This is a genomic window from Micromonospora sp. NPDC047557 (assembly GCF_043205095.1).
Classification (GTDB): domain Bacteria; phylum Actinomycetota; class Actinomycetes; order Mycobacteriales; family Micromonosporaceae; genus Micromonospora.
In genome coordinates this window covers 1,275,476-1,300,321 of record NZ_JBIDDK010000001.1, presented here as the reverse complement: position 1 = coordinate 1,300,321, position 24,846 = coordinate 1,275,476, and the positions used below count along the sequence as shown (strand labels likewise).

Below are 24,846 nucleotides of genomic sequence, written 5' to 3'. Positions count from 1 at the left end.
TACGGGTGGCGGCGCCCGCCATCGGCCAGTGGTCAGGTGGGCGGCACTACTTAGGTAGCGGCCGGCCCGGACTGCGCGTCGGGGTCATCCCCCACCTCACCCGGGTACGGCGCCGCGGGCCAGTCCGATCCGTCGGCTGAGCCCTAGGCTCGCTGCGTGGCCTCCAGCGCCCTCGCTCTCCGGCGGGTCGTCCATCGGTACGCCCCGCCGCTGCTCGCCGTCCTGGTCGCCGCGGCTGTCTGGGCCAGCGCGACAGGTGACATCGGGGTCCGTTCGCCGCTGCCGGGCGCGGTCGTGCTGCTGGTCGCACTGGGCTCGGCGTGGGCCGCCGGCACGGTCCGGACCCGTCGCTGGCCGTTGTTCCTGGCCGCTGCGGTCGGCTGGCTGGTGCTCGCCGCCGCGGCGGCCGGGGTGCTGGCCTCGTACCAGGCGGGTCTGCGGTTGCGCGGTCGCCAACTCGCCGGCTACCTCGCCGGTGCGGCAGTGGTGCTGGCCGGTGGGGTGCTGGTCGGCCTGGCGGTGGGAGGCGTACGCCGGATCACCACCGCCACCACCGGCAACGTCCTGCTGCTCGCCGCCTGCCTGGTCGGGTTGCCGTTGGTCCTCGGCCTCTGGGTGCGGGCCCGTCAGGACACGCTCGCCGCTCTGCGGGACCGCGCCGAGCGGCTGGAACGCGAGCAGGAGGCGCGCGCCGACCGGGTTCGCGCCGAGGAGCGGACCCGGATCGCCCGGGAGATGCACGACGTGGTGGCGCACCGGGTCTCGCTGATGGTGGTGCATGCCGGGGCGCTGGAGGTGACCGCCGTGGACCCGGGGACCGTCGAGGCAGCCGCGCTGATCCGGACGACCGGCCGGCAGGCGCTCACCGACCTGCGCGAGGTGCTGGGTGTGCTGCGCCAGGCCGACCCGGCCGTGACGCCGGAGCGTGGGCTCGACACCTTGGACGAGTTGATCGGGGAGTCCCGTGCCGCCGGGCTGCGGGTGTCCCGGCAGGACGAGGGCGTGCCGACGGCACTACCCGCGACGCTGGGGCGTACCGCGTATCGGGTGGTCCGCGAGGCGCTGACCAACGTGCGCAAGCACGCGGCCGACGCCGAGACGACCGTCTGCCTGCGCTATCTGCCCGACGGGCTGGAGGTGCTGGTCCACAACGGCCCGTCCGAGGGCACCTCGGCGCTGCCAGGTGCCGGGCAGGGGCTGCTCGGGCTGCGGGAGCGGGTGGAGCTGCTCGGCGGGCGGTTGGAGGCGACTCCCGTGGACGGTGGCTTCCTGGTCCGCGCCCTGATCCCGCTGGCGGGTGCGGCGTGATCCGGGTGGTGGTGGTCGACGACGAGCAACTGGTCCGTGCCGGCTTGCGGTTGATCCTGGAGGCGGCGGAGGACATCACTGTCGTCGGCGAGGCGGCTGACGGCGCCGGCGCGCTGCAGCAGGCCCAGCGGTTACGCCCCGACGTGGTGCTGCTCGACGTGCGGATGCCGGGCGTCGACGGGCTGACCGTCGCGCCCGAGGTGGTCGCCGTCGGCCCGAAGGTGATCATGTTGACCACCTTCGACCTCGACGAGTACGTGCACCGGGCGCTGCGGGCCGGCGCGGTCGGCTTCCTGCTCAAGGACACCCCGCCCCGCGAGTTGGCCGCCGCCGTTCGGACGGTGGCCGCCGGGAACGCGATGCTCGCGCCGACGGTGACCCGCCGTCTGATCAGCTCGTTCGCCGACCGTGGTCCGGCCCGCCGGGACGCGGCCCGTGAGCGGTTGGCGCCGCTGACCGAGCGGGAGCTGGCGATCGTTCGGGAGGTGGCGCGCGGGCACAGCAACGCGGAGATCGCCCGGCGGCTGACGATGAGCGAGGCGACCGTGAAGGCACACGTCAGCCGGGCGCTGGCGAAACTCCACGCGGGCAACCGGGTGCAGCTGGCCATCCTGGTGCACGACGCCGACCTGCTGTGAGGGCTGTCAGGTCGATCCGCCCGGCCAGTCGCGGGCGGCGGCGCGGCGGTGCGCCCGGTGGCGCAGCCAGCGGACGCCCTCGATACCCAGCGTGACGAGCACCGAGAGGCCGATTCCGGCGAGGACACCCTTGACGGGGTGGCGCGCGAAGGCCAGCCCACCGAAGTAGCCGAGCAGTCCGCAGTACACGGCCCAGGTGACCGTCGCGATCACGTCGTAGAGCAGGAACGACCGGCGGGGATACCGCACCGCGCCCATGGTGAGGGTGACCGCGGTCCGGCCGCCCGGCAGGTAGCGGGAGGTGGTCAGGATCAGCCCGCCGCGCCGGTTCAGCGCACGGCGGGCCCACTCGGAGCTGGCCCGCCGTCGGCTCCCGTCGGGAAACCCGGCGAGCCGGTTCGCGCCGCCACCGCGCCCGATGGCGTACGAGATGTGGTCGCCGGCGCAGGCGCCCACCGCGGCGGCGGCGATCACCGCCGCCAGGTTGGGGCTGCCGCCGGTGGAGAGCACGGCGGCGGTGATGACGGCCGCCTCGCCGGGTACGGCCGGAAAGAACGCGTCGACCGCGGTGAGCCCGAAGATCAGCAGGTACACCCACGGCGAGGTGATCAGCTGTCGGAGCAGGTCGAGGGCGCCGTCCATGCCCTCATGCTCGCCGGGTGCGAGCCGTCCGGTGGGCGGAGTCGGCGGATCACCCCCTTCGGCCCGGGGCGTCAGGCCGAGCGCACCAGGGCGGGTGGGGTGAGCAGCGGGCCGTGCGGGGTCTTGTCGTCGGCGGTGGGGCCGTGCGAGGTGAGCAGCACCGGTGCGCCCAGCTCCGCGCCCACCGCCTCCGTCCAGTCCGTCGGCGGGTCGTCGTACAAGGGACGGGCGCGCAGCAGGCGGTCGGTGAGCGCGGCCTGTCGGCCCAGGTCGCCGGGTGGGCCGGGGTCGAGCCGGTCGGTGGTGTCGTAGCGGCGGCAGATTCGCAGCTCGGGGCCGGCGAGGTCGAGGTGGGTCAGCGCCAGGCCGTCCACTCCGCCGGCCGCGGCGAGGGCGTACCGGTGGGCGACCGCGTCGAAGTGGCCGAACCGGAACCGGCCCTGCCACGGGTTGGTCGGGTTGTGCGGGTCGGTCAGCGGCAGGGCCGGGTCCTCGGTCACCAGCGGTCCGGCCCCGTGCCGGGTGGTGACGATCCGCAGCACCCCGAGCCGGGTCAGGTCGCCGGCCCGACCGGCCTCGGCGAGCAGGCTGTCGGCGTTGGCGAACGTGGTGGTGCTCCACGTCGTGTACGGGTGGAAGCCGTGCCACTCGTCGAGCAGCACCCCCTGCGCGCCCTCGAAGACGCAGGTGCCGGTGCGCAGCGCTCCGGCGAGCCAGCTCCGGTCGACGACCGCGACCCGTGCGGCGAACCCGGTGAACGCGGGCAGGCAGTCCTCGACCGGTGGCGCGTCCAGCGGGCCGAGTTCGGCGGTCAGCCGGTCCCGCAGGATGCTCAGCCTCCGGCGCAGCAGCGCCGGGTGGTGGCAGTCGGCGACGCGGGGCGCGTCGTCGGGGTGGGCGAGACCGTACGCGACGGCCTCACCCACCCCCAGCCCGCAGGAGCCGTGCCGGTCGGCTCCCCGGGCGATCTCCCGGGCCCGGTTGGCGGCCCGGTGGTACGGGGTGGCGAGCAGCGCGTCGGCGTCGACGGTCAGCCGGTCGAGCGCGTCGGGCACCCCGATCGTGGCGAGATGGTCGGCCTCGGCGGCCAGTGCCAGCGGGTCCACCACCACGTGCCGGGACAGGTGCGTACCGACGCCGGGATGGAACGTGCCCGCGCCGAACTGCGCGAACGTGTGGTGCCGCCCGTCGCGCAGCACGACGGTGTGTGCCGCCTGCGCGCCCCCGTTGAAGCGGACCACCGTGTGCACCGGACGGGTGGCGCAGAGCCAGTCCACGACCGTGCCCTTGCCGGCGTCGCCGAAGCCGAGGTCGACCACCGCCACGTGCCTCACAGCCGGGTCACCCCGCCGGTGGTGTCGCGGAACGCCGGCAGCGTCGACACCTCGGCCCGCCGCCCCCGGCCGAGGCGGGCCAGGGCCTTCGAGACGGTGCCGGTGGCGCCGGAACCGGCGTGGTCCAGGTGGCGCAGGCCCTCGTCCAGGTCGATGGCCTGCTCGCCGAGGCCGATGGTGAGCGCGATGGTCTCGCAGACGGCGTCGAGGTCGTCGAGCACGACGGCGTTCTGCCCGAGCAGATCCCGCCAGAAGTCGAGCACCTTCGCGTTGCCGGCGTAGTGACTGCCGGCGGGGAGCAGATAGTAGGTGTCCCAGCGGCGGGTCACCTCGTCGACGACCTGCCGCAGCGGCACGTCCTCGGTCAGGTCGTCGCCGATCAGGCTGGCCACCTCACGAGCCTTCACCTGCGGGTACGCCAGCTCGTCGCCGATGATGAACAGGTAGCCGCGCCGGCCGCGCTTCTCCCAGTTGTCGGTGACGGTGTGCCGGGCCATGAAGTACAGGGCCAGCTCGTACGACTCGTTCATCTGCCCGCCGCCACCGCCTTCGAGGACGATCCGGCCGAGGTCGTCGTCCATCCGGTTGTCCGACTCGAACTGGCCGACCTGCAACGGCACCCGGTCGCAGGTGGCGTCGCCGATCGCGCTGAACATGATCTGCGGATCGCTGGCGTACCCCTGCCGTTGCAGCAGCCCGAGCAGCTGCGGCAGCTTGGTCTGCAGGGCGCGCGGCACCCTGCGCATGGAGCCGGTCACGTCGAAGAGCACCGCGATGGGCGTCGAGGCCGGGTGCTCGTCGGAGTCCCGGCTCTCCCGGCTCGCGTCGCGGGGGTCGAGCGCGGGGTGCACGGTGCGCGCCCCGCTGTCGCTGTAGGAGAAGGCGCTCCGGCCGGTGGACCGGCGGTAGCGGTCGGCGGCGTCGTACACGTCGGTGGACCAGATTCCACTGCCCATGACAGCTCCCTAGGGGGTGCGGGTGAACGGTCGGAAGGTGCGTGGCCCGTAGAGCCGGTCCAGCACCTGGTCGAGTTCGCGCAGCAGACGCCAGGCGTCGTCGGGGCGGTCGGCCAGGAAGCGCTGACGGCAACCCTGCGCGAAGGCGTGCAGCTCGCGGGGTGCGCGCGGCCCCATCAGCCAGCTCATGCAGCGGCTGGCCATCGCGATGTCGGTGCCCGGGCCGCAGGGCCGCTTGCCGGGGACCTCCTCCGGATACCAGTCCTCCTGGCCCGGCACCAGCGCCGGGATCGTGCCGCCGACGGCCGCGGAGAAGCACCAGTCGACAAGCACCACGCCGTGGGCGTCGGGCTCGATCAGCACGTGTCGCGGCAGGACCGCGCCGTGCACCACGCCCGCCCGGTGGGCCAGGCCGAGCACCACCAGCAGCCGCCGCCACATCCAGGCCACGTCCCGGGCGTCCAGCCCGTCGGGGTACGCGCGCCGCACCTCGTCGAGGTCGTGCAGGCCGGGTGCGGTGGCGAGCACGGTGATCCGCCGTTCGGCACCGGAGGTGGCGTCGCGGTGCGGGAATTCGTCGACGAGCCGGGGCACGTACGGCAGGTAGCGCGGGTCGCCGCGCTCGGCGACGGTGCGCAGGGCGTGCGCCTCGCGGGCCATCAGGTCGTTGTCGGTGGGCCGCCGGGGGAGTTTGAGCAGCCGGTCGTCGCCCACGTCGTAGAGGTCGGCCAGGTCACCCGAGTGAGCCGGCGTGCCGAGGCGGTAGTCGCCGAGGACGATGACCTGCCGGGCCCGCCACCGGGTGGTGACGTGGATGAACGCGTCGAGGGCTTCGGCGCGTACCGCCGGGTCGGCCGGCAGGCGGTCGGGGTGCAGGGCCGCGACCAGCTCGCGGTAGCGGCGGGCCGGCTGGTCGGCGCCGAACAGATCGGCGTCGGTGCGGGCGGCCGCGACCAGGCCGATGGCCTCGGCGGCCCTCACCGCACCGTCTCCTCGCGGGCGGGGCGCAGCAGCGCCGGGTGCAGCAGGCGGGCGTCGCCGGCCCGGTAGAGCCGTGCGCGCGGGCCACCTCGGGCACCGCCGCGCTCGGTGCTGGCGCCCGTGCTCTCCACGAAGCCCGGCACGGAGAGCACCTTGCGGTGGAAGTTGCCGGCGTGCAGCGGGTGCCCCCACACCGTCTCGTAGACGGCGCGCAGCTCGCCGATGGTGAACTCGGCGGCCAGGAAGCGGGTGGCCAGCGGGGTGTACTCCAGCTTGGACCGGGCCCGCTCCAGCGCGTCGTCGATGATCCGGCCGTGGTCGAAGGCGAGCTGCCGGCTGGTCAGCGCGGTCACCGGCAGCCAGATCGCCTCGTCGGCGTCGGTGCCGGCGGCCGGGTCCGGCAGGTCGGGGGCGAACGCGAGGTGGGCGATCGAGACGACGCGCATCCGCGGGTCGCGGTCGGGGTCGCCATAGCTGCCCAACTGCTCCAGGTGTACGCGCCGGAGCCCCTCCCCGCCGAGCCCGGTCTCCTCGGCCAGCTCCCGTCGAGCGCCGGCGGTCAGGTCCTCGTCGGGGCGGAAGAAGCCGCCGGGCAGTGCCCAGTGCCCCGCGAAGGGCGCCTCGCCGCGCCGGATCAGCAGCAGGTGCAGGGTGCCGTCGCGGATGGTCAGCGCCACCACGTCGACGGTCACGGCGACCGACGGGTAGGCCCGCGGGTCGTACGTGGCCAGGAAGTCCTGCTCGTTCATCGGGTTTCTCTCATTCTGAGAACATCTCGTTGTGAGAACAACCTAGTGCAGGCGTGCGCCCCTGCCAACCCCGAATCAGGATCGGCAGGGACGCGTCAGCGCACGAGACCCGCCAGGTGCGGTCGGCCGCGCGAGTCGTGCAGGGCGAATGCCCCGTCCGGCAGGAGGGTGAAGTCCACAGTGCTCGGCAGCGGTACGGGCAGCTTGAACGCCACCTCGACGGTGCACGCGTCGGGCAGCCGGGTCTCCAGCGCCGCGAGGCAGCGGGCCTTGCTCCACATGCCGTGCGCGATCGGCCGGCGGAAGCCGAACAGCCGCGCCCCGAGCCGGGAGGTGTGGATCGGGTTGTGGTCCCCGGAGACCCGTGCGTACTCCGTGCCGACGCGAGGTTCCACCCGCCAGCGGGCCGTGGCCGTGGGCGCGGTCGGACGCTCGCCCCGATCCCGTCCGCCGGGTGTGCGCTCCCGGCCCAGGTACGTCGAGACGCCGCGCCAGACCTCCTCGCCGTCGACCGAGCCGACCAGCACCACGTCCACCTGCCGCCCCCGGTCGTGCGGACGCAGGTCCTGGGCGAACGTCGTGAAGTCGAGGGCCTCGTCGGCGGTGATCGGGCGGTGCACGGTGATCCGGTTGCCGACGTGCACCACGCCGGTCAGCGGGATGGGAAAGCCCGGCGCGGTCATCAGCCGCAGGGTCAGCGGAAAGCCCAGGACGTGCGGGAACGTCGCGGGCAGCCGATCGGTGAGCCGGAACCCACAGACCCGGTCGTAGTCGGCCAGGTGCGCCCGGTCGGTCCGCACCCCGGCCACGGTGAACTCGACAGCCGGCAGGTCGGCCCCGCGCCGCCCACCGCCGAGTCCGGGCAGCGCGCCGAGCGCGGCCCGCCGGTACAGCGCGCCGGGCGCGGGCATCCGGGGCAGCTCGACGCGCGTCCGGCCGCCCGCGCCGGCGAGACCGGCACCGCTGAGGTCACTGGTCACCTCGGCCGCCGACGCGCTCAGGTCGTGCGTCTGCTCGACGCTCAGGTCGGCGCCGACGGCCTCCGGCCGGCGGATCGCGTCCAGCGTCTCGCGCGACAGGATCTCGGTCGGGCCCTCGATCAGCTCGTGGACCGACAGGTCGTCCGGCTCTCTCCGTTTGCCCATCACGCCCCCAGCAGGCTCTGGCCGCAGACCCGGACGACATTGCCGCTAACCGCGCCGCTGGCCGGCCAGGCCAGCCAGCCGATCGTCTCGGCCACGTCCACCGGCAGCCCGCCCTGGGCCAGGCTGTTCATCCGCCGGCCCGCCTCGCGGACGACCAACGGGATGCGCGCGGTCATCCGGGTCTCGATGAAGCCGGGGGCCACCGCGTTGACGCTGATTCCCCGGTCGCGCAGGGCCGGGGCGAGCGAGTCGACCAGGCCGATCACGCCGGCCTTGCTGGTGGCGTAGTTGGTCTGCCCCCGGTTACCGGCGATCCCGGCGATCGAGGAGACGCCGATGATCCGCCCGCCGGCCGGGATCAGCTCCCGCTCCAGCAGCACGTCGTTGATGCGCTCCTGACTGGACAGGTTGACGTCGATGACCTGGTCCCACCGGTCGGCGTCCATTCGGCCGAGCGTCTTGTCCCGGGTGATGCCGGCGTTGTGCACCACCGCGTCGACCCGGCCGTTTCGGCTGGCCAGGTGGTCGGCGAGGCGGGTCGGCGCGTCCGGCGCGGTCAGGTCGAGTTGGACGGCCGTACCGCCGATCTCGTTCGCCACCGCGGCGAGGGCGTCCCCCGCCGCCGGGACGTCCAGGGCGACCACCTGCGCGCCGTCGCGGGCGAGGACCCGGGCGAGGGCCGCGCCGATGCCCCGGGCGGCCCCGGTGACCAGCACGACCTGCCCGTCCAGCGGGCGGTCCCAGTCGTGCGGGGCGCTCGCCGCACCGGCGCCGACCCGGATGACCTGCCCCGAGACGTACGCCGACCGGCCGGACAGGAGGAAGCGGAGGGTCGATTCGAGGCTCGTGCGGGTGCCGGCGGCGCTCGTGTCGCCTGTCACATAGACGAGCTGGGCGGTGGTGCCCCGACCGAACTCCTTGCCGATGCTGCGGACCAGCCCTTCCAGGGCACGCTGCGCGGTCGCCGCACGCGGTGTCGGGCACTCGTCGGGCGGGGTGCCGAGCACGATCACCCGGCCACTGGGCAGCAGGGCCCGGGCCTGCGGGTGGAAGAAGTCGTAGAGCTGACGCAGCTGGGTCGAGTCGGTGATGCCGGTGGCGTCGTACACCAGGGCTCCGAGACGGTCCTGCGCTCCGGCCGTGCCGGTGTCGCGCAGCTCGACCCCGGCGGCGGTCAGGATCGTGGTGACCAGCTCGGCGAGCCGGCCGCCGCTGGCCGCGCCGAGCAGGACCGGCCCGGTCAGCAGCGGGTCGCCGGGGTGGTGTCGGCGCAGTCGCGGCGGGTCGGGCAGCCCGAGGCGCTTGACCAGCGCGCGGCCGGCGGCCGATTGGACGAAGCTCGCGTACCTGTCGGTCATGGGCGTAGCCTACTGGCGAGTAGGGTTCGAGCAACACTTTGCGAGGAGGCGGATCGTGCAGAGCATCCGGAGGGTCGCGGTCATCGGGGGCAATCGCATCCCCTTCGCCCGTTCCAACTCCCGCTACGCGGACGCGTCCAACGCGGATCTGCTCGGCGCGGCACTGGACGGTCTGATCGCCCGCTACGGGCTGGCCGGGCAGCGGGTCGGCGAGGTGGTGGCAGGCGCGGTGCTCAAGCACTCCCGCGACTTCAACCTCACCCGCGAGGTGGTGCTCGGGTCCCGGCTCGACCCGCACACCCCCGCGTACGACATCCAGCAGGCCTGCGGCACCGGCCTGGAGGCGGCGATCCTGGTCGCCAACAAGATCGCCCTCGGTCAGCTCGACGTCGGCATCGCCGGTGGTGTCGACACCACCTCCGACGCGCCGCTCGCGGTCAACGAGGAGATGCGGCGCACGCTGCTCAAACTCAACTCGGCCCGGACGGTCGGCCAGCGGCTGAAGGTCGCCGCGAAGCTGCGCCCGCTCCAGCCGTTCAAGCCGGAGATCCCGCGCAACGCCGAACCGCGCACCGGCCTGTCCATGGGTGACCACGCCGCCCGCACCGCGCTGCGCTGGCAGATCGACAGGCGCTCGCAGGACGAGCTGGCACTGCGCTCGCACCAGCGGCTCGCCGCCGCGTACGACAGGGGTTTCTTCGACGACCTGATGACGCCCTACCTGGGGCTCACCCGCGATGCGAACCTCCGCCCCGACAGCAGTCTGGAGAAGCTCGGCGCGCTGCGACCCGTCTTCGGCACCCGCGGCCCGGACGCCGAGCACGCCACCATGACCGCCGGGAACTCGTCGCCGCTCACCGACGGCGCGTCCACCGTGCTGCTGGCCAGCGAGGAGTGGGCCGCCGCGCACCACCTGCCGGTGCAGGCCTGGTTCAGCTGGTCGGAGACGGCGGCCGTGGACTTCGTGCACGGCGACGAAGGGCTGCTGATGGCCCCCGCGTACGCGGTGCCGCGGATGCTGGCCCGCGCCGGGCTGACGTTGCAGGACTTCGACTACTACGAGATCCACGAGGCGTTCGCCTCGCAGGTGCTGGCCACCCTCGCCGCCTGGGAATCGCCGGAGTTCTGCAAGGACCGACTCGGCCTGGACGCGCCGTTGGGCGCGATCGACACCGACCGGCTCAACGTCAACGGCTCGTCCCTGGCCGCCGGGCACCCGTTCGCCGCCACCGGCGGTCGGATCGTGGCCACGCTTGCCAAGCTGCTGGCCGAGAAGGGCAGCGGGCGCGGGCTGATCTCCATCTGCGCGGCCGGCGGCCAGGGCGTGACGGCGATCCTGGAGCGCTGAGCCAGCCCGGCGACGATGTCCCAATGTCTCTTACATAGAGACATTGGGACATTTTCATCGTGACGGTGCAGGTCACGGGCAGTGTAGAGGGCCGATGTCCACGTAGGACGAGGCTTCCGGTAAGACAGCAATCGATCAAGATCAGATGCCCCAACCGGGAGCCTCGCTGTGCTGTCTTTCCCTGCCGCGATTCCGTTGTCCAGCCGCAGCCTGCACCACCTCGCCGGTCTCATCCGAGCCCGCCGTGGTCAGCGGCGATCCCGATGGCGGCGCCTCGACCCGGGCCGACAGGCCCTGCTCGCCCTGGCACATCTGCGTAACGGCGACACCTTGACCCGCCTGGCCACTGGGTTCGAAATCAGTGTCACGACGGCCTGGCGATACGTCCGCGAGGCCATCGATCTGCTCGCCGCGACCGCCGACGACCTGGACACCACGTCGAGAACCCGACCTACGCAGGATGAAAAGGCTCGCTGTTGATCTGAATCCTCAGGACCGATCGACGTCTTGCAGAAAGCCGTCGACGGTGGCGAGGAAACGGTCCGGCTCCTCGACGAACGGCATGTGGCTTGAGTCCTCGAACAGCGCCAGCCGCGAGTCGGACAGCCGTGCGTCGAGGTCGCGGGCGACGTCGGGCGGGATCAGATCGTAGGCTCCGGTGACGACCAGGGCCGGGACCTTAATCTCGCTGAGACGGGGCGTGACGTCCCATCCCCGCAGGTTTCCCACCAGTTCGAAGGGACTGGGGCCATTCATCGCGGCGAACACCTCGGGGTGCGCTTGGCGGGCGGCCGCGGTCCGCAGGAAACCGGCCGGCGGGGGCTGGACCCGGCAGACGTGCTCGGCCATGAACGCCTCCATGAACCGCTGCCCCTGTTCGGTGCTCAGGTCGGGGCCGGCGTCACCGCCGACGGGCCCGGCCAGCGAGGGCTTGGTGTTGCACAGTACGAGTGACCGTAGCCCGAAGGGGTGGGTCAGTGCGTGTTCCATGGCGAGCATCCCGCCCCAGGAGTGCCCGATCAGGTGGTAGCCGTCACCGAACCCCACCTGCTCGACGAGCAGCCGGAGTTCGTCGACGAACAGCGCGACGGTCCAGAAGTCGGCGGGCGCGTCGGGGCGCAGCGACGACCGTCCGTTGCCGACCTGGTCGTACAGGAGGACCCGGCGGCCGGAACGGGATAGTTCGCCGATCGATTCCACCTCGTCGTGGGTCGCGCCGGGTCCGCCGTGGCAGACGATTACCGGCGTTTGCGGGTCGTTAACGTCGCCGACGGTCTGATACCAAGTTTCGAGCCCCTGCCAGGACATGACGCCCTCGTGGATCCTGATCATGGATCCGGAGCCTACGGTCGACTTTCTTTGTTGTGAAAGACTTAAAATGCAGTAACTTATGCGCCGTGCACATAAATCTCACGTTGGCGCAGCTGCAGCTCGTGGTGGCGGTGGCCGATTCTGGCGCCTTCACCGCCGCCGCCGAACGGGCATTGATCAGCCAGCCCGCGTTGAGCCGGGCGGTCAAGGACGTCGAGCGTGTCCTCGGCGTCCGCTTGTTCGACCGAACCACCCGCTCAGTCGCCCTCACTGCGGACGGCCGCGAGTTCGTCCCGGTGGCGCGGGAGATCATCGCCGGCGCCGCGAACGGGCTGGCCCGGTTCCAGGCCTACCGCGACGGTCACCACGGCGCGGTCACCGTGGCCGCTCTGCCGGCGCTCGCGGCCTGCGTGCTGCCGTTCACCTGCCGCCGCCTGGCAGAGCAGCGCCCGCACATCCGGGTCCGTGTGATCGAGGCGGACGCCGCGCAGGTGCTCGGCCACATCCGCTCCGGCCGGGCCGACATCGCGGTCACCGAGGCGCCGGAATCTGCCGCCGACCTGCATATCCAGCCGATCGGCGACGACCGCACCGTCGCCGTAGCTCCGACTGGCCATCCGCTGACCGCCACGGCGACCATCTCCTGGCAGGAGTGGGCCCGTCACCCCGCCGTCGCGTACCGCGGCGGCCCGGACCTACCGGTCGGCATGAATCCCCAGGTCGCCTTCGAGGCCGACACCGCGGCGACCGTCGTGGCCATGGTCGCCGCAGGACTGGGAGTGGCGGCAATGCCGCTCAGCGCGCTCCCACTCACCGACCAGAAATCGATCACCGTCATCCCGTTGACCGACCCGCTCGTGTCCAAGCCCCTCGCGGTCGTCAGGCGTACCGTCCCAGCGATCACGCCGAGCGCCGAGGCCTTGCTGGAAATCCTGCGAACCGTGCGGTTCGACCCGCTGAACAGGCGAGCGCCGGAACTCGGCAGCGCGCCGAAGCGGTTCCAGCACCACGACGAGTCCATGGTCACTGTAGATAAGACGTAACGGACGAGGGAATTCCCCATACGGTCGTGCAGGGTGTGCTAACCGTCGCCGACACCGGCCCCGCAGCGCACGTGACCTGCAACTTCACGATGAAAATGGCTCATTGGGACATCACATCCCGACCAAGCTCGATCATGCTCGGCGGGGTCGGATCCAGCCGAGGAACCGGGCGTGCAGCCTGTCGGCGGCGAGGTTCGGCAGATCGGCCGCCGCGTCCGCCAAGTGAAGACCCAGGTAGAACGTTAGCGACAGCCGATCGTGCGCGTACTCGATGAGAAGTCGGCGTCGACGATTCGCGCACGGCCATTCCTGTCCGCAGCCGGCGCAGCTCCAGGTCGGCCGGACGGGCACGTGCGGCGTAGGAATCTCGGGCTCCGTCGCCCGCTTGGCGGGTCGTACGTGAAGGGCAGCCAGGCGCACCAGCACTCGCCGCTGACGCGGACCACCAGGCGCGCCCAGTTCGATGCCGCGCAGGTGAAGCCAGATGCCGTCGCTGTGCCGTTCGCGTCGACCCACCTCGATCACCCGCAGGACCAGCCGGCCCAGTCCGTAGCAGTAGTGCTGCTCCTCGACGGCGACGACATCACCCACCCGGACGGCGGGCGGCCGACAGCGGGTCACGACGCGAGCCGGATCGCGGGCGACGCGGCAACCGGCAGGTCGAGCCGGCAACACCAGACAGACCTCATCTCACGCTCCTGTCAGTAAGGGGCGGGGTGTGGAAGTTCCACGGGACCGCGGGGAAGCACGGCCGGCGGAACATAGGCATCGGCCGTGATGTAACCTTACTGCCATACGTGTAAGGCATCAAGGATCAAAGGTCGGTTCTCCGGGATCTAGTGTGAGTCCGAGAGGGATGGCTTGAGCGAGGCGAAGGAGCGGATCTTGAGTGACCTCGAATGGATCAGCGTCTCCACTCCCTACGTGACTCCGAGAGCGCCCGGCGAGTCCGATGCCTGGAGAACGGAGGCCGCGCAGAACGGCGGTGTGGGCACGCAGCGTCTGCTCGACGTCGGCGAGATCGTTCCGGCGGCGGAGTTGGCCGCCGCGCTGCACCTGGACACCGGTGCGCCGGTGATCCAACGCCGTCGAATGATGTTGCTGGATGGACAGCCGGTGGAGTTGACCACCTCCCTTTATCCGGCGACCATCGCTCGCGACACCGGCCTTGCAGAGTTTCGCAAAATTCGTGGCGGGGCAGTCACTCTCCTGGCTGAGTTGGGATACCGGCCACGACGGGTGAGCGAGGACGTCTACACGCGGAGGGCGACCGAGGTGGAAAGGTCGTTACTCCAACTACGTGAGGACGATTGGGTGCTCGGGCTGACTCGCGTGCTCAGTACCGATGACGGTTTGCCGGTCGAGCTGAGCGTCATGAGCATGACTCCCGGAGGCCGACGCCTTCGGTACGAATCGTCGATCGCATAGGGAGGCCGTCTTGGCTCGCAGGAGCGATGATCGGCCTCGGCATGAGCAGGTCGCTGCCGACATTCGAGCGCGCATCATGTCTGGTGAGCTGCCGTCCGGGTCGCAGTTGCCGTCGACAGCGCAGTTGATCAACCAGTACTCCGTTGCGAACGCAACCGTGCAGCGGGCCCTGGCCGCGCTCAAGGAGGAGGGGTACCTCCACAGTCGGGTGGGCAAGGGCGTCTACGTACGGGACCGCCAACCGTTGGTCATGGCGGTCGAGGCCTATGTTCCGCCCGCACGTGGCGGGTACACCTACCAACTGCTCGACGTGGCCGAGGTTCAGCCGCCCGCCGATGTGGCGCTGGCACTCGGTGTCGCCGACAAGGAGCCCGCCATCCTCCGCCATCGCCTGCTCTCGTACGACGGCGAGCCAGTGGAGCTGTCGTGGTCGTACTATCCGGTCTCGATCGCCCGAGGTACTGCTATCTCGTCGCGTCAAAAGCTCGTTGGTGGCGTCCCCCGAGCCTTGGCCGATCTGGGGCACCCTCAGCGAGACCTCGTCGACCGACTCTCCGTCCGCATGCCGACCACCCAAGAGTTGGAGATCTTGGCGCTGCCGCCGCAGGTGCCGGTGATCCGTCAGTTTCGGGTGATCCGCTCGGTGCACGGGCATCCGGTCGAGGTGTCAGTCCTGATCAAGGGCGGTCATCTGCACGAGTTGAGATACCACCAGGAGATCCAGCCGGAGAGCGGATAGCCCGCGCGGGCCTGGGGACCGGTGATCATCTACGAGCTGCCCTGACCTGGGGCGCGCGGACTCGCTCCCGAGCCGGCCCGGTCCCGGCTGGCTCGGGCGGGTGACGGACAATGAGGTACGTGACGACGATCCCGAACGTGCTCGCCAACCGGTACGCCTCACCCGAGTTGGTCGCCCTCTGGTCGCCCGAGGAGAAGGTCCGGATGGAGCGGCGGCTCTGGCTCGCCGTGCTCCGTGCCCAGCGCGACCTCGGCGTGCCCGTCCCGGACGGCGTGGTCGAGGCGTACGAGCGGGTGCTCGACCAGGTCGACCTCGCCTCGATCGCGGAGCGGGAGCGGGTCACCCGGCACGACGTCAAGGCCCGCATCGAGGAGTTCAGCGCGCTCGCCGGGCACGAGCACGTGCACAAGGGGATGACCTCCCGGGATCTCACCGAGAACGTCGAGCAGCTCCAGGTGCGGGCCTCGTTGGAGCTGATTCGCGACCGGGTGGTGGCCACCCTGGCCCGGTTGGCCTGGCTGGCGTACGAGCACTCCGAGCTGGTCATGACCGGCCGCTCGCACAACGTGGCCGCGCAGGCCACCACGCTGGGCAAGCGCTTCGCGTCGGCGGCGGAGGAGCTGCTGATCGCGTACGAGCGGCTGGAGGACCTGATCGGCCGTTACCCGCTGCGCGGCATCAAGGGGCCGGTCGGCACGGCCGCCGACCAGCTCGACCTCTTCGACGGTGACGCCGACAAGGTCGCCGAGCTGGAGCGACGGGTCGCCGAGCACCTGGGCTTCGCGCGGGTGCTGGACAGCGTCGGGCAGGTCTACCCGCGCTCGTTGGACTTCGACGTGCTGTCGGCGCTGGCGCAGACCGCCGCCGCGCCGTCCTCGCTGGCCACCACGATCCGGCTGATGGTCGGTCAGGAGCTGGTGACCGAGGGCTTCAAGCCGGGTCAGGTCGGCTCCAGCGCGATGCCGCACAAGATGAACACCCGTTCGTCGGAGCGGGTGAACGGCTTCGCGGTGATCATCCGGGGTTACCTGTCGATGGTCGGCGAGCTGGCCGGTGACCAGTGGAACGAGGGGGACGTGTCCTGCTCGGTGGTCCGCCGGGTGGCTCTGCCGGACGCGTTCTTCGCCGCCGACGGGCTGTTCCAGACCTTCCTGACCGTGCTCGACGAGTTCGGCGCGTACCCGGCGGTGATCAACCGGGAGTTGGAGCGGTTCCTGCCCTTCCTGGCGACCACCAAGATCCTGGTGGCGGCGGTCCGGCGCGGCGTCGGCCGGGAGGTCGCGCACGAGGTGATCAAGGAGCACGCGGTCGCCGTGGCGCTGGCCATGCGCGAGAAGGGCGCCCCGGAGAACGACCTGTTCGACCGCCTGGCCGCCGACGGCCGCCTGGGCCTGTCCCGCGCCGACATCGACACCCTGGTCGCCGACCGCACCGCCTTCGTCGGAGCGGCGAAGACCCAGGTGGAAGCGGTAACCCGCCGCATCACCAAGGTGGTAGAAACCCACCCGGAAGCCGCAACCTACACCCCACCCCCCATCCTCTGACCCCCCGCCGGGGCGGGCGTTATTCGCCGGTGGGGGTTTCTGCGGCTGTTCGTAGGTTGGGGCCGCTCGCGGGTTCGGCGATGCCGCCGAGAGACTCGGCGAAGGCCGGGTCGGTGGCGGTCTCCGCTGCCACCGCCGGCTGGTCGGCCGGCATGACCTGGGGCATCGTGGGTACGGCGATGACCGCCGTGCCGTACGCGCAGATCTCCATCCACATCTCACCGCAGTCCCGGCTGTCGAAGCGCATGCCGATCACCGCGTTCGCGCCGAGCCGCAGGGCCTCCTCGCCGAGGCGGGTCACCGAGTCCGTACGCCAGCGGGTCAGGTTGTCCGGCGCCATCGGGTCGTACGCGCCACCGCGCAGATTCTTGACACCCTCGCGGTACGGGTTGCGCGTCCTGGCCATCGATGACACCACCTCACCGAGAATCTGGCGGATCTCGTAGCCGGGCAGTTGCTCTGTCGTCACGACCAGCACGGTTCCGATGCTGTCAGGAGTTGCGCGACCCGATCGGGTGCCGTGGTCACCTGATCGGATGCTGCAAAACGACGCGGCGCGGACGGTCGGCACGCCGCCGACCATCCGCGCCGCGCGGGCGCTAACGGTCAGACACCGGCCACCGAGGTGATCCAGGCCCGGTTGTACGCGACACTGCCGTAGTTCTGGATGCTCGACCCGTCGGCGGTGGAGGCCACACCGACCTGCTGGCCGTTGTAGAACTGCGGCCCGCCCGAGTCGCCCCGCCAGGCGTTGCCGTTGATCCGGGTGCTGCGGATCGCCTGCCCGCCGTACGCGTCGGTGGCGTTGTTGCTGGTCACCTGGACGGTGGCGGTCTTGAGTTGGCTGGAGGCGTCGCACCCGCTGTAGCAGGTCATGCCCCACCCGTAGATCGAGTTGGTCGAGCCGATGGGCGGGTTGCTGCTGGCCAGGGACACCGCCGAGGTGCTGACGGTGCTGGAGAGCCGCATGAGGGCCAGGTCGTTACGGGTGTAGGTGGCGCTGACGGTACGGGTGACCCCGCCCGAGGCGCGGTAGACGCTGCCGACCCGGACCGACATCGTGCCGCTGATGCAGTGTCGGGCGGTGAGCACCCACTGCGCGGCGATCACGCTGCCCGAGCAGGTGAACGAGCCGTTGCTCAGCACGGCGGCGGCCCAGGGGGCGGACGACACGGTGCCGCCGCCGATGATGGGTTGGGGGCCGGCCGGGGCGGCGGACGCGCCGGACGCGGCGGCGAGGGCGCCGACCAGCGCGGTGCTGATCAGGGCGAGCAGGGGACGAACGCGCATCGGTGGACTCCTTGGAGGGGCTGGGGCCCGGGGTCGCCGGGTGCCCGGTGGCGACAGCGAGAGATCCCCGCCGCCGCTGGCATCGAGCCATGTCGATGTACTGTAGGGCCGACGAGCATCGTTTTCAAGAAGCTTATCGAGATCAACGAATGTAACGATTCGGCTACCCAGCGCGCCGTATATGCCCTGCTGGGGCCGCCTGTCCCGCCCCGCCGGCCGCCCCCGCCGCCGGTTATGTGGATCACTGCCTGAACTGCGCCCGGCCGGTGCGTCCGCGACGGTATCTGCCAGGTACGCTGGCTGCGCTCGCCCGTTGTGGGTCGGCACCCAACTGCGTACACAGTCAGGAGTGCCCAGTGCCTCGCGTCGTCGTCGACGTCATGCTCAAGCCCGAGATCCTCGATCCGCAGGGCCAGGCCGTCGCAAACGCGCTGCCCCGGCTCGGCGTCAGCGACGTCGCCTCAGTGCGGATCGGCCGGCGCATCGAGATCGACTTCACCGGTGAACCGGACCTGGACCGGGCCCGGGAGATCGCCGACAAGCTGCTCGCCAACCCGGTCATCGAGGACTTCACCGTCCGCCTGGTCGAGACCGACGAGACCGCGGACGCCCGCTCGTGACCGCCCGGGTCGGTGTGGTCACCTTCCCTGGCTCGCTCGACGACGGGGACGCGGCCCGCGCCGTCCGGATCGCCGGCGCCGAGCCGGTCCGGCTCTGGCACGGCGATGAGGATCTGCACGGCGTGGACGCGGTCGTGCTGCCCGGCGGCTTCTCCTACGGCGACTACCTGCGCTGCGGGGCCATCGCCCGGTTCGCCCCGGTGATGGAGACGATCGTGGACGCCGCCCAGGGTGGCCTGCCGGTGCTCGGCATCTGCAACGGCTTCCAGATCCTCTGCGAGGCGCACCTGCTGCCCGGCGCGCTCACCCGCAACCAGCACCTGCACTTCCGTAACCGGGATCAGGTCCTGCGCATCGAGTCGGCCGGCACCGCGTGGACCAACGCGTTCCAGCCCGGCCAGGAGATCCTCATCCCGGTGAAGAACGGCGAGGGCTGCTACGTCGCCGACACCGCGACGCTGGACCAGCTCGAAGCCGAGGGGCGGGTCGTCGCGCGCTACGTCGGCGGCAACCCCAACGGGTCGCTGCGCGACATCGCGGCCATTACGAACTCCGCCGGCAACGTTGTCGGCATCATGCCGCACCCCGAACACGCGGTGGAGGCGCTCACCGGCCCCTCGCTGGACGGCCTGGGCTTCTTCACCTCGGTCCTCAAGCACCTGGTGGGGGCGCCCGCGTGAACGCGAGGAGTCGGTCAGGCGGGCACGAGCGCAGCGAGGAGAGGTCATGACCACCCATCCGGACCCGGTACGGGACACTCCGGAGGCGTACTCCGCCCCGGCGCAGCCGACCGAGCCGCTGGCGCAGCCCGCCGCTTTGTCTCAGCCGGCGACCGCCGACTGGACCGACGGCGTGGACACCGTGCCGCGCGCCGGTGGCACGCCGGGCGAGTTGCAGCCGTACACCGAGCTGGGTCTGCGCGACGACGAGTACGACCGGATCCGGCAGATCCTCGGCCGTCGACCCACCCAGTCCGAGTTGGCGATGTACTCGATCATGTGGAGCGAGCACTGCTCCTACAAGTCGAGCAAGGTGCACCTGCGCCAGTTCGGTGAGAAGGCCCCGCACAGCGACCGGCTGCTCGCCGGCATCGGCGAGAACGCCGGCGTGGTGCAGGTCTCCGACGAGCTGGCGGTGACCTTCAAGGTCGAGTCGCACAACCACCCGAGCTTCGTCGAGCCGTACCAGGGCGCGGCGACCGGCGTCGGCGGCATCGTCCGGGACATCCTCGCCATGGGCGCCCGCCCGATCGCCGTGATGGACCCGCTGCGCTTCGGTGCCGCGGACCACCCGGACACCGCCCGGGTGCTCACCGGCGTGGTCGCCGGCGTCGGCGGCTACGGCAACTGCCTCGGCCTGCCCAACATCGGCGGCGAGCTGGTCTTCGACCCGTCCTACCAGGGCAACCCGCTGCTCAACGCGCTCTGCCTGGGCGTCCTGCCGGTCGACCGGCTGCAGAACAAGGCCGCCGCGGGCCCCGGCAACGTCGTGGTGCTGATGGGCGCCAAGACCGGCCGGGACGGCATCGGCGGCGTGTCGGTGCTGGCCAGCGCCACCTTCGACGAGGGCAGCGAGGCCCGTCGCCCGGCCGTGCAGGTCGGCGACCCGTTCACCGAGAAGCTGCTGATCGAGGCGTGCCTGGAGCTGTACGACGGTCAGCTGGTCGTCGGTATCCAGGACCTCGGTGGCGCCGGCCTGACCTGCGCGCTCACCGAGACCGCCGCGGCGGCCGGCACCGGCATGCGGGTCTGGCTGGAGCGGGTGCCGCTGCGCGAGCCCTCGATGGACCCGCACGAGATCCTGGCCAGCGAGTCGCAGGAGCGGATGCTGCTGGTCGTCGAGCCGGACAAGCTCGACGCGGTGCTCAAGACCGCCGAGAAGTGGGGCGTGCTCGCCACCGCGATCGGCGAGGTCACCGCCCCGGAGCCGGACGGCCGCCCCGGCCGACTGCTGATCACCTGGCAGGACCACCTGGTCGTCGACGTGCCGCCGGGTTCGCTTGTCGACGACGGCCCGGTGTACGCCCGGCCGATGCGGGAGCCGGCCGACCTGATCCTGCTTCAGGCCGACCGCGCCGAGACGCTGCCCCGCCCGGCCGACCCGGAGGCGCTGCGCGAGACCCTGCTGCGCATGATCGCCTCGCCCAACCTGGCCGACAAGACCTGGGTCACCGAGCAGTACGACCGCTACGTGCTGGGCAACACCGTGCTCGCGCAGCCGGAGGACGGCGGCGTGATCCGGATCGACGAGCGGACCGGGCTCGGCGTGGCGCTGTCGGTCGACGGCAACGGCCGGTACGCCCGGCTCGACCCGTACAACGGCACCAAGCTGGCCCTGGCCGAGGCGTACCGGAACGTGGCGGTGACCGGCGCGAAGCCGATCGCCGTCACCAACTGCCTCAACTTCGGCTCGCCGGAGGACCCGGGCGTGATGTGGCAGTTCGCCGAGGCCGTGCGCGGCCTGGCGGACGGCTGCCTGGAGCTGGGCATCCCGGTGACCGGCGGCAACGTCAGCTTCTACAACCAGACCGGCGCGGCGGCCATCCACCCGACCCCGGTGGTCGGTGTGCTGGGTGTGCTGGACAACGTGGCCGACCGGGTGCCGATGGGCTTCGTCCCGCGTCCCGGCGGCGACCACGACCAGCTCTACCTGCTCGGTGAGACGAACGTGGAGCTGTCCGGCTCGGAGTGGGCCTGGGTGACGCACGAGCACCTCGGCGGCATCCCGCCGCAGGTCGACCTGCTTCGCGAGAAGGCGCTGGCCGACCTGCTGGCCGAGGCGGCCCGCGTCGGTCACCTGGCCTCCGCGCACGACCTGTCCGACGGTGGCCTCGCGCAGAGCCTGGTCGAGTCCTGCCTGCGGCGTGGCGTCGGCGCACGGATCGCCGTGCCGGAGCAGTTCGCCGAGGGGTCGATGCCCTTCGTCTACCTGTTCAGCGAGTCCGCCACGCGGGCGCTGGTGTCGGTGCCGCGTGGCCACGACAAGGCGTTCGCCGCGCTCTGCGCCGAGCGGGGTGTGCCGTTCGAGCTGATCGGCGTCACCGACCCGACCGGCGGCGCGCTGGAGGTGCACGGCCAGTTCCGGATCGGTCTGGACGAGCTGCGCGCCGCGCACACCGAGACGCTGCCGCGCCTCTTCGGCGGCGCTGCGGCCGTCGACGTGCCCGCGCCGGCCGCCGGCGTGGCGGGCGCGGTCGAGGCCGTGCCGCTGCCGGGTGCCCCGGCCGAGCCGGTGGACGCGTCGGAGGTGCTCTCCGAGCCGATCGCCTCGGCCGGTCCGTCCCCGCAGACCGGAGCCGTCGACCCGGTCGGGTCGGAGCAGCCGGGCGAATCGTCCGAGTCTGACCGCGGTGCCGCCGAGCCGTCGCCTGACGAGCGCTGAGGCGTTGACGGCGGCCGTCTACGGCCAGCCCGGGTCGGGTGCCCGCTTCGACTGGGGCCTGACCGGGGCGGCCGAACTCGGCCGCGTCTGCGCAGCGCTGGTGGTGGTGGACGTCCTCTCGTTCACCACCGCCGTCGAGGTGGCGGTCGCCCGGGGCATGCGGGTGCACCCGTTCCCGTGGGGCGAGCAGGCCGCCGAGTACGCGGTGCGGGTCGGCGCGGTCGCGGCCGTGGGCCGTCGCCGGGTGACAGCCGACCATCCGTGGTCGCTCTCACCCGCCGCGCTGAGCGCCGCGCCCGTCGTGGCGGACCTGGTGCTGCCCTCACCGAACGGCTCCGCGATCAGCGCGGCCGCCAGCGCCACCGGGCTGCCGGTGGTCGCGGCGTGCCTGCGCAACGCCCGCGCCGTCGGGCGTTGGCTGCGCCGCCAGGGGTACGGCACGACGGACGCCCCCATCGGCGTCGTCGCCTCGGGTGAGCGGTGGCCGGACGGGTCACTACGCCCGTCGGTCGAGGACCAGCTCGGCGCGGCGAGCGTGCTGGACGCCCTGTCCGGTGTGCCGGGTGGCCTCTCCGTGGAGGCGGCCATGGCGCTCGCGGCGCTGGCCAGCACTCCGGACGTGCCCGCCGCGGTGCGCGGCAGTGTGTCCGGTCGGGAGTTGACCGAGAGCGGCTTCGGCGCCGACGTCGACATCGCGGTCCGGGTGGGCGTGTCGGACGTCGTACCGGTCCTGCGCCAGGGCGTGTTCTCCGCCGCCTGACCGTCGCGGGTCGGCGGCCCGCTCACGCCGCGCCCACATCCGTCGGGTGTGCCGGGGGTGATCAACTCGGTTTCCGGGAAGTCGGTGTGTCGAGGTACGGCGGACAGCCCGCCTTCCTGGAAGACGAGTTGATCGGCCGGAGGACCGGGCGACCAGCGCCCGCAACGGAACGGCCGCCCGGAGATCCGGGCGGCCGTTCTGCCGTGCTGCGGTGCCGTGGTGCTGGTCAGTCGTCCAGCCAGTCGAGGCGTCGGCCGCCCCGCTCGGTGGGCGGCGGCCCGTCCGGCCGGGCCCGGCCACCCTGCTGCTGACCGTAACCGGCCTGGTCGTAGCCCCGGTCGTCGTAGCCGCCGCGTTGCTGCGGGGCTTCCTGGCCGTAGCCGCCCTGGTCGTACCCGCCGCCCTGCTGCTGCTGGCCGTAGCCGGCCTGGTCGTAGCCGCGGTCGTCGTAGCCGCCGCGTTGCTGCGGGGCTTCCTGGCCGTAGCCGCCCTGGTCGTACCCGCCGGCCTGCTGCTGGCCGTAGCCGCCCTGGTCGTACGCGTTGGTCTGCTGGCCGTAGCCGCCAGCCGGCTCCGCCGCGCGACCGCCGCCGTACGGGGCCGTCGGATCGGGCTGGCCGTAGCCCGGAGCCTGCTCCGGCTGGTAGACGCCGGTGGCGTACGGGTCGGCCGGAGCCGGGTACTGGGTGCTGTCACCGGTGTAGCGGCCGGTCGGCTCGTCGAAACGCTCGCCGTAGCCCGCCCCGCCGGCCGGAGCGGGCGGGTAGCCCGCGCCACCGGCTGGGGCGGTGTAGTCACGGCTGCCGTAGCCGCCGCCGGAGGAAGGCGCGCTGCCGTAGCCGCCACCCGGGGCGGCCGCGCCGCCGTAGCCCGCGCCCGAGCCGGGTGCGGCGCCGTAGGGGTCCCCCGCCGGGCCGGCGCCGTAGCCGCCCTCCGGCGTTGCCGCCGTGCCGTAGCCGCCGCCCGAGGACGGCGCGTTGCCGTAGCCACCAGCGCCGTAGCCGCCCGGGGCGGGCTCGTCGCCGTAGCCGGTGCCACCCCAGCCCTGCTGGCCCGCCGCGCCGTAGGGCTGCGCTGGCGCTCCGTACGGGTCCGGCGGGACGTCGTCGACCACCGGGCGGTGCATCATCGTCGGCGCCTCGCTCAGCGCCGCGCCGCCGACCATTGTCGGGTCGGGACCGCCACCGGCGCGGTTGACCACCCGGGTCTGGTCGTCAGTCCCGTTGAAGGCGCCCCGAGCCGCCGGCACGGCGCCGGCCGCCCCAGCGGTCGCCGGCTCGTCATCGTCGTCGCCGTTCTCGCGGCGCTTCATCCAGAGCAGCACGATCGTGCCGACGCCGGCCGCGACCAGCAGGCCGCCGAGCAGGATGATCAGGTACGACCCGAAGCCGCCGCCGTCGTCCTCGTTGGCGGCGTTCGCCGGGGCGCCCGGGCTGGCCGCCTCGGACGGCTGCTCCTCGCCACCCTCCTCGGTCGCCTCCTCGGTGGGGAGGGCCTCGGCGGTGGTGGACGGCGTGGCGCTGGGCGTCACCTCGACCTTGATCTCCAGGCTGATCCGCTGGCCGGTGATGGACTGCCCGGCACTCGCGGTGAAGTTCTTGAACGCCTTGATGTTGTCGGAGGACGCACCGAGGTCGATACGCCCGGGAGCGATCGGAGCGGAGGTGCTTCCGGTGAAGCGGAAGTTGCCGCTGCCGTCGCTCAGGGCGTCGTAGCGGTGACCGGCGCTGTCCTGCAGGACGATGAAGGCATTCGGCACCGCGGTGTTGTCGGCCTTCTTGACCACCTTGCCGGACACCGACTTCACGGTCTGCGTCTGCTGCGGCGTCGGCGGCGGCGCAGCCTTGGCCGTGAGGTTGACCGTGGTCGACCCCTGTCCGTTCCCAAGCCCAGCACTGGCCCTGACGGTGATGCGGGCGGACCCGTTCGAAGCGTCGTCCGCCAACTTGAACTTGGCCGTGTAGGTCTTGGCCTCGGTCACGTTCCCCTGCGAACAACCCTCGATGCACTGAAGCTTGGGGTTGTCGGAGCTGACGGTGACATCGGTGGGAACTACCGGGTCGTCGAAGCTGAGCGTGTAGCTCACTGTCGTCTCGCCGCCCGCTTGGACGGTGCCTGGGGAGGCTGAGACGTTTGTGACCTTAGGAGCGGCCAGGGCTGGTGTGGCGGGGACGGCGAGCAGAGCGCCGGCAACCAGCGCTACGACCACACCGGCCCGCTGCTTCCAGGCACGTCGGTGTGTTGACACGTCCACCGCCTTCCGGGCTGACT

Annotated in this window: 23 protein-coding genes and 1 pseudogene; 12 read left to right on the top strand and 12 right to left on the bottom strand. The window is 72.0% G+C overall.

Features of this window, described 5'->3' with window-relative positions; genetic code table 11:
- The first annotated feature begins 156 nt into the window (after positions 1 to 156).
- Positions 157 to 1,308, top strand: coding sequence for a sensor histidine kinase (locus ACGGAQ_RS06105; RefSeq protein WP_393045053.1), 1,152 nt, complete (start codon positions 157 to 159; stop codon positions 1,306 to 1,308).
- Positions 1,305 to 1,946 (top strand): response regulator, encoded by a 642-nt coding sequence (locus tag ACGGAQ_RS06100; RefSeq protein ID WP_393045051.1) that lies wholly within the window; start codon positions 1,305 to 1,307, stop codon positions 1,944 to 1,946. Before ACGGAQ_RS06105 ends, ACGGAQ_RS06100 begins: the two co-directional genes overlap by 4 nt.
- 6 nt (positions 1,947 to 1,952) lie before the next feature.
- Here ACGGAQ_RS06100 and ACGGAQ_RS06095 read toward each other — a convergent pair whose 3' ends face one another.
- The 7 genes from ACGGAQ_RS06095 to ACGGAQ_RS06065 all read right to left on the bottom strand — a co-directional run bounded on the left by ACGGAQ_RS06095 (position 1,953) and on the right by ACGGAQ_RS06065 (position 9,111).
- Positions 1,953 to 2,588, bottom strand: coding sequence for a DedA family protein (locus tag ACGGAQ_RS06095; protein ID WP_393045049.1), 636 nt, complete (start codon positions 2,586 to 2,588; stop codon positions 1,953 to 1,955).
- Between the two features lie 71 nt (positions 2,589 to 2,659).
- Positions 2,660 to 3,922: an adenylosuccinate synthetase gene (locus tag ACGGAQ_RS06090; protein ID WP_393045047.1), complete on the bottom strand. Its 1,263-nt coding sequence runs from the start codon at positions 3,920 to 3,922 to the stop codon at positions 2,660 to 2,662.
- A complete protein-coding gene (locus tag ACGGAQ_RS06085; protein WP_393045045.1) occupies positions 3,919 to 4,878 on the bottom strand; it encodes a hypothetical protein in 960 nt (319 codons plus the stop codon). The genes ACGGAQ_RS06090 and ACGGAQ_RS06085 overlap by 4 nt, the downstream gene beginning before the upstream one ends.
- 9 nt (positions 4,879 to 4,887) lie before the next feature.
- Positions 4,888 to 5,859 carry a serine/threonine protein kinase gene (locus ACGGAQ_RS06080; RefSeq protein ID WP_393045044.1) on the bottom strand — a complete coding sequence of 324 codons (972 nt, stop codon included), beginning with the start codon at positions 5,857 to 5,859 and terminating at the stop codon, positions 4,888 to 4,890.
- Positions 5,856 to 6,608: an NUDIX domain-containing protein gene (locus ACGGAQ_RS06075; protein ID WP_393045042.1), complete on the bottom strand. Its 753-nt coding sequence runs from the start codon at positions 6,606 to 6,608 to the stop codon at positions 5,856 to 5,858. The genes ACGGAQ_RS06080 and ACGGAQ_RS06075 overlap by 4 nt, the downstream gene beginning before the upstream one ends.
- A 95-nt stretch (positions 6,609 to 6,703) precedes the next feature.
- Positions 6,704 to 7,753 carry a MaoC/PaaZ C-terminal domain-containing protein gene (locus ACGGAQ_RS06070; protein WP_393045040.1) on the bottom strand — a complete coding sequence of 350 codons (1,050 nt, stop codon included), beginning with the start codon at positions 7,751 to 7,753 and terminating at the stop codon, positions 6,704 to 6,706.
- Positions 7,753 to 9,111: a 3-oxoacyl-ACP reductase gene (locus tag ACGGAQ_RS06065; protein WP_393045038.1), complete on the bottom strand. Its 1,359-nt coding sequence runs from the start codon at positions 9,109 to 9,111 to the stop codon at positions 7,753 to 7,755. The genes ACGGAQ_RS06070 and ACGGAQ_RS06065 overlap by 1 nt, the downstream gene beginning before the upstream one ends.
- Positions 9,112 to 9,166: 55 nt before the next feature.
- Here ACGGAQ_RS06065 and ACGGAQ_RS06060 point away from each other — a divergent pair, with 55 nt between their 5' ends.
- The gene (locus ACGGAQ_RS06060; protein ID WP_393045036.1) at positions 9,167 to 10,459 is read left to right on the top strand and encodes an acetyl-CoA C-acetyltransferase; all 1,293 of its coding nucleotides are present in this window, start codon (positions 9,167 to 9,169) and stop codon (positions 10,457 to 10,459) included.
- Positions 10,460 to 10,627: 168 nt separating this feature from the next.
- Positions 10,628 to 10,894: pseudogene (locus tag ACGGAQ_RS06055) on the top strand (transposase family protein); the annotation flags it as partial.
- Between the two features lie 54 nt (positions 10,895 to 10,948).
- Here ACGGAQ_RS06055 and ACGGAQ_RS06050 read toward each other — a convergent pair.
- On the bottom strand, positions 10,949 to 11,791 hold the full coding sequence (locus tag ACGGAQ_RS06050) for an alpha/beta fold hydrolase (protein WP_393045034.1): 843 nt from the start codon (positions 11,789 to 11,791) through the stop codon (positions 10,949 to 10,951).
- 83 nt (positions 11,792 to 11,874) lie between these two features.
- Between ACGGAQ_RS06050 and ACGGAQ_RS06045 the strand changes: the two genes are divergently transcribed.
- Positions 11,875 to 12,813, top strand: a complete 939-nt coding sequence (locus ACGGAQ_RS06045; protein WP_393045032.1) for a LysR family transcriptional regulator — start codon at positions 11,875 to 11,877, stop codon at positions 12,811 to 12,813.
- Positions 12,814 to 12,945: 132 nt separating this feature from the next.
- Here the strand turns inward: ACGGAQ_RS06045 and ACGGAQ_RS06040 are convergent, their stop codons facing one another.
- Positions 12,946 to 13,434, bottom strand: coding sequence for a hypothetical protein (locus ACGGAQ_RS06040; protein ID WP_393045030.1), 489 nt, complete (start codon positions 13,432 to 13,434; stop codon positions 12,946 to 12,948).
- Positions 13,435 to 13,698: 264 nt separating this feature from the next.
- On the opposite strand from ACGGAQ_RS06040, the gene ACGGAQ_RS06035 reads away from it, so the two are divergent.
- The 3 genes from ACGGAQ_RS06035 to purB all read left to right on the top strand — a co-directional run bounded on the left by ACGGAQ_RS06035 (position 13,699) and on the right by purB (position 16,524).
- The gene (locus tag ACGGAQ_RS06035) at positions 13,699 to 14,241 is read left to right on the top strand and encodes a UTRA domain-containing protein (RefSeq protein WP_393045028.1); all 543 of its coding nucleotides are present in this window, start codon (positions 13,699 to 13,701) and stop codon (positions 14,239 to 14,241) included.
- A gap of 10 nt (positions 14,242 to 14,251) precedes the next feature.
- On the top strand, positions 14,252 to 14,980 hold the full coding sequence (locus ACGGAQ_RS06030) for a GntR family transcriptional regulator (protein ID WP_393045026.1): 729 nt from the start codon (positions 14,252 to 14,254) through the stop codon (positions 14,978 to 14,980).
- A gap of 119 nt (positions 14,981 to 15,099) precedes the next feature.
- Complete coding sequence (purB, locus tag ACGGAQ_RS06025; protein ID WP_393045024.1) at positions 15,100 to 16,524, top strand: adenylosuccinate lyase; 1,425 nt, start codon at positions 15,100 to 15,102, stop codon at positions 16,522 to 16,524.
- A gap of 19 nt (positions 16,525 to 16,543) precedes the next feature.
- Here purB and ACGGAQ_RS06020 read toward each other — a convergent pair whose 3' ends face one another.
- On the bottom strand, positions 16,544 to 17,107 hold the full coding sequence (locus tag ACGGAQ_RS06020; RefSeq protein WP_393045022.1) for a YbjQ family protein: 564 nt from the start codon (positions 17,105 to 17,107) through the stop codon (positions 16,544 to 16,546).
- A 23-nt stretch (positions 17,108 to 17,130) separates the two neighbouring features.
- Complete coding sequence (locus ACGGAQ_RS06015) at positions 17,131 to 17,814, bottom strand: S1 family peptidase (protein WP_393045020.1); 684 nt, start codon at positions 17,812 to 17,814, stop codon at positions 17,131 to 17,133.
- Between the two features lie 356 nt (positions 17,815 to 18,170).
- Here ACGGAQ_RS06015 and purS point away from each other — a divergent pair, with 356 nt between their 5' ends.
- From purS to ACGGAQ_RS05995, 4 genes are read left to right on the top strand one after another with little or no spacing between them, the layout of a single operon-like run.
- Positions 18,171 to 18,434 (top strand): phosphoribosylformylglycinamidine synthase subunit PurS, encoded by a 264-nt coding sequence (gene purS / locus ACGGAQ_RS06010; RefSeq protein WP_007454310.1) that lies wholly within the window; start codon positions 18,171 to 18,173, stop codon positions 18,432 to 18,434.
- Positions 18,431 to 19,114 carry a phosphoribosylformylglycinamidine synthase subunit PurQ gene (purQ, locus tag ACGGAQ_RS06005; protein WP_393045018.1) on the top strand — a complete coding sequence of 228 codons (684 nt, stop codon included), beginning with the start codon at positions 18,431 to 18,433 and terminating at the stop codon, positions 19,112 to 19,114. Before purS ends, purQ begins: the two co-directional genes overlap by 4 nt.
- A 46-nt stretch (positions 19,115 to 19,160) precedes the next feature.
- On the top strand, positions 19,161 to 21,815 hold the full coding sequence (gene purL, locus ACGGAQ_RS06000) for a phosphoribosylformylglycinamidine synthase subunit PurL (RefSeq protein ID WP_393045016.1): 2,655 nt from the start codon (positions 19,161 to 19,163) through the stop codon (positions 21,813 to 21,815).
- Positions 21,816 to 21,819: 4 nt separating this feature from the next.
- Positions 21,820 to 22,575: a 2-phosphosulfolactate phosphatase gene (locus ACGGAQ_RS05995; RefSeq protein WP_393045698.1), complete on the top strand. Its 756-nt coding sequence runs from the start codon at positions 21,820 to 21,822 to the stop codon at positions 22,573 to 22,575.
- Between the two features lie 226 nt (positions 22,576 to 22,801).
- Here the strand turns inward: ACGGAQ_RS05995 and ACGGAQ_RS05990 are convergent, their stop codons facing one another.
- Complete coding sequence (locus ACGGAQ_RS05990) at positions 22,802 to 24,829, bottom strand: hypothetical protein (protein WP_393045014.1); 2,028 nt, start codon at positions 24,827 to 24,829, stop codon at positions 22,802 to 22,804.
- Between the last annotated feature and the right edge of the window lie 17 nt (positions 24,830 to 24,846).